Origin of the sequence: Saccharomonospora iraqiensis subsp. paurometabolica YIM 90007 (assembly GCF_000231035.2) — a bacterium.
In the GTDB taxonomy this organism is placed as follows: Bacteria; Actinomycetota; Actinomycetes; order Mycobacteriales; family Pseudonocardiaceae; genus Saccharomonospora; species Saccharomonospora paurometabolica.
In genome coordinates, this window is record NZ_KI912225.1 from 11,129 (window position 1) to 13,368 (window position 2,240).

The following is a 2,240-nucleotide window of genomic DNA, read 5'->3' on the forward strand; positions in this document are numbered from 1 at the left end:
GACGCCGGCGCCGGGTCGACCGCGACGACGCTGCGGACGTGGCCCGCGTGCTCGTGTGCGAGCCGCAGCGCGGGCTCGGCGGCCGTCGCCGCGGCCACCAGGTGGACCCGCTGCCGCACTCCCCGGAGCAGGTCCTCGACGGAGGGCGTGTCCCCGAATCCCGCGGGCAGTCGGCACCAGCCGATGCGCAGGTGCTCGGCCAGGGGCCGCCAGGTGGCGGGCAGGGTCTCGTGCCTGGCCTCCCCCGCGGGGTCGAGCACCAGCACCACGGGCGCGTCCTCGGGCCCCTGCCAGACCACGGACGGACCCCGGGCACGGGGTTCGTCCTCACCGAAATCGCGCATGTACCCGGACTACCCGGCGCGTACCCGCACACACCCGGAACCGGGGAGGCACGGCCGACTCACCGCCGGGGTGCCGTGCGCCGGGAGGCGGGGGGCGGGACGGCGGGACACCCACCGCGCGGGTGCTCACCCGTTGTGGTGGAGAACGGCCGATCCCCCATGATCAAATCCTGTCAACGTCAAGATGCGCCGTAGGATTCCGGCATGTCCGACCGGCACACCTACCACCACGGCGACCTCCGCCGCGCCGTCCTCGACGCGGCCGTCGAGGTCATCACCGCCGACGGCCCCGCCGCCGTCAGCCTGCGCGACCTCGCCCGCCGCGCCGGGGTCTCGCACGCCGCGCCGGCGCACCACTTCGGGGACAAGGCCGGTCTGCTCACCGCGATCGCCGTGGAGGGCAACGAGATGCTGGCGGCGTCGCTGTCCGAGGCCCTGGCGGACGGGACCCGCGCGTTGCTCGAGTTCGGGGTGCGCTACGTCGAGTTCGCCGAGTCCCATCCGGCCCATTTCGAGGTGATGTACCGGCCCGACCTCCACCACCGGGACGACCCCGCCCTGATGCGGGCCCGCCGGAACACGGCGGAGCTGCTCCGTACGGGGGTCGCCGCGCTTCCCCGGACGGCCGCGGGGGACACCGGGCTCGGCGCGGTCGCGTCCTGGTCGCTGGCACACGGCTTCGCGACGCTGTGGCGCACCGGGAACCTGGAGGGGTGGGTCCGCGACGACCCGCCGGGCGAGGTGTTCCGCCGGGTGGCGGAGTTCGCCCCCCGGCCGCTGGGCTGAACGCCGTACCGACGAACGCGGCGCACCCACCATGTGGGAGCGGGTGGACCGGTGTGCCGCCGACTGCGACGATCACCGGCCATGGGCAGGCACACGGCGGGGCTGGTCGAGCGGCGGCACATCGACCTGCTGCGGGTGAGTTCCTCGATCTGCCCGGGCCGGTGACCGGTGGGGTCCCGAACCCGACCGCGTCCGACGCCCCGAGTGCGTCCGAGAGCCCGAGTGCCCGTTCCCGCGCCGCCGGACCCCGCGTGCGGCGTCGGCGACCCGAGGTCTGCGCATGCTCACCCTCTTCCTGTTCGGTCTCGCCGGTTTCCTCGCCCAGCTCGTCGACGGCTCGCTGGGCATGGCCTTCGGTGTGACGGCCACGACGACCCTGCTGGCCGTGGGGACCGCGCCCGCGGTCGCCTCGGCCGCGATCCACCTCGCCGAGGTCGGCACCGCGCTGGCCTCCGGCGCCGCGCACTGGCGGTTGTCCAACATCGACTGGCGCACGGTCGGCGTGCTGGCCGTGCCCGGCGCGGTGGGCGCCGTGCTCGGCGCGTACGTGCTCACCGCGCTGTCCACCGGGGCGGCGTCGGTGTGGATCAGTACGGTCCTGCTGCTGCTGGGGCTGTACGTGCTCGTCCGGTTCGCGTTCCTGCGGCTGGGCGATCTGATCACCTCCCGCAGGCCGGGCGCCCGGTTCCTGGGGCCGCTGGGCCTGGTGGCCGGTTTCGTCGACGCCAGCGGTGGCGGGGGGTGGGGGCCGATCGCGACGACCACCCTGCTCTCCTCGGGCAGGCTGGAGCCGCGCAAGGTGGTCGGGTCGGTGGACACCTCCGAGTTCCTCGTCGCGCTGGCGGCCAGCGGCGGGTTCTTCGTCGCCCTGAGCAGCGACCATCAGCTCGACTACACCGTGGTGGCCGGCCTGATGACCGGCGGTGTGCTCGCGGCCCCGTTGGCGGCCTGGATCGTGCGCAGGCTCGCGCCGCGGGTGCTCGGCACCGCGGCGGGCGGCATGATCGTGCTCACCAACACCCTGACCCTGCTCGACGTGGCCACCGCGGGCCCCGTGGCGACGACGCTGGTGCTCGCCGGGATCGGCGCGCTGTGGGCCGTGGGGCTGGG

General features: G+C 75.0%; 3 protein-coding genes and 1 pseudogene. 3 read left to right on the forward strand and 1 reads right to left on the reverse strand.

Annotated features, from left to right (window positions below):
* Positions 1–344 (reverse strand): annotated as a pseudogene (locus SACPADRAFT_RS0208685) (hypothetical protein); the annotation flags it as partial.
* Between the two features lie 204 nt (positions 345–548).
* Here SACPADRAFT_RS0208685 and SACPADRAFT_RS0208690 point away from each other — a divergent pair.
* The 3 genes from SACPADRAFT_RS0208690 to SACPADRAFT_RS26505 form a co-directional block, all read left to right on the forward strand.
* A complete protein-coding gene (locus SACPADRAFT_RS0208690) occupies positions 549–1,130 on the forward strand; it encodes a TetR/AcrR family transcriptional regulator (protein WP_007027351.1) in 582 nt (193 codons plus the stop codon).
* 81 nt (positions 1,131–1,211) lie between these two features.
* The gene (locus SACPADRAFT_RS34485) at positions 1,212–1,295 is read left to right on the forward strand and encodes a putative leader peptide (RefSeq protein ID WP_407690019.1); all 84 of its coding nucleotides are present in this window, start codon (positions 1,212–1,214) and stop codon (positions 1,293–1,295) included.
* Between the two features lie 115 nt (positions 1,296–1,410).
* Positions 1,411–2,240: sulfite exporter TauE/SafE family protein (locus SACPADRAFT_RS26505; RefSeq protein WP_007027352.1), on the forward strand; the 830-nt coding region annotated here is incomplete at its 3' end.